Here is a 1,425-nt window from a genome sequence, read left to right as displayed (position 1 = left end):
AGGTGCCCAGGCCGGCGACACCGGCCGCGGCGGCCACGAGCGCCACCGAGGCCAGGACCTTGCCCGAGGTGTTCTTCTTGCCGTGCTTCTTCGAGGTGGCGACGCCCATGGTGACTGCTCCTGGTGTGAGTCCGGCCGGATCGGGCCGGAAGGCTGCGGGTCGGAGGTTCCCCTTCCGACACCTGAACTCTGCCGGGCCGAACGCAAGACAAAACCGCCCAAACACCAAGGAATCCCGCAAGAAACACACAACCTCACGGCATACGACAAGAACCCGCCCACCGAAGACGGTGAGCGGGGTCCAGACGTTCGTGAGGCCGCCGGTGTCAGGCGTTGTCGTCGGGCTCGTCGTTGCTCTCGTCGTCGTCGGTGTCGCTGGTCGTCCAGATGCTGCGGAGGGTGAGGAGGACGAACCCGGCGAGGGCACCCCAGAGGACCCAGCCCTGACCCAGCGCCCCCCGCACGCCACGAATGACGTCACCGACATGAGGGACGACGAGGGTGGCCTCCCAGACGGTGTCACCGTCGAGGGTCGCGACCCAGGGGTCGACGTTGGAGTTGGCGTCCCCCTTGGTCACGACCGTGCGTCGGCCTACAGCGTCGGTCCCGAGCTTGACGATGCGGTGGGTCTCGACGCGGTGGTCCTCGACCGGGATCCCGTAGGTGATGACATCACCGACGCGCACATCGGCGACGGCACGCGGGATGGTCACGACGACGTCGCCCGGGTTGATGCCGGGCGACATCGAGCCCGTGAGCATCGTGGCGGTGCGGTAGCCGAAGACGTGCGGACCGATGGCCAGCAGGAGGAAGGCTGCAGCGGCAGTCGTCGCGATCACGGTCGCCGTGATCTGCCACAGGCGCCGCACCAGACCCACCGTCGTCGACGGTTCGAGCTCGTCGCCATTCGGGTCGGTCCACTCGCGGTCCTCTGCGACGGGCGTGACCGGGTGGCTGTCGTGGTCGAGGCGGATCGACAGGGCCGCGAGCTTCGTCTCGAGTGGAATGGCACTCATTGGGTTTCCTTCGTGCTCAAGCGATATGCGGCCACGGTTCGCCGGGTGCTGGTGCGGTGCCGGCCCGGGTTTCCGAGGCCGGCACCGCCGGTGATGCGGTAGTGCTGGGGTCAGCGGTTGGTGGCGGCGCGCTGGGTGCCGGTGAAGTCGAAGTTGATGACGCTGGACTGGCCCTGGAAGGTGTTGTCCGCGGCAACCGGGAAGGCGAGGTTGACGCGCAGGTTGTCGGTCTGGCCGTTGGTGAGTGCGGCAAGGTTGGTCAGCGCGACGTTGGCGCCGATGACCTTCTGCGAGGACAGCACGGTCTTGGTGGTGCCCGAGCAGGTGTAGGTGTAGGCCGGTGCGGTGCCTGCCTCGGTCCAGGCGCTGGAGCAGGAGTCGATGCTCAGCTGCAGGCCGTTCGTGGCGT

Annotated in this window: 1 protein-coding gene and 1 pseudogene; both read right to left on the bottom strand. The window is 67.8% G+C overall.

Features of this window, described 5'->3' with window-relative positions:
• Positions 1–326: 326 nt before the first annotated feature.
• On the bottom strand, positions 327–1,016 hold the full coding sequence (locus tag AB4030_RS22340; RefSeq protein WP_442281396.1) for a signal peptidase I: 690 nt from the start codon (positions 1,014–1,016) through the stop codon (positions 327–329).
• Positions 1,017–1,126: 110 nt separating this feature from the next.
• Positions 1,127–1,425 (bottom strand): annotated as a pseudogene (locus AB4030_RS22335) (TasA family protein); the annotation flags it as partial.

Origin of the sequence: Terrabacter sp. 2YAF2 (genome assembly GCF_052114705.1) — a bacterium.
GTDB lineage: Bacteria > Actinomycetota > Actinomycetes > Actinomycetales > Dermatophilaceae > Terrabacter.
The sequence above is the reverse complement of the archived record's forward strand: the minus strand, read 5'-3'. Positions and strand labels throughout refer to the sequence as shown.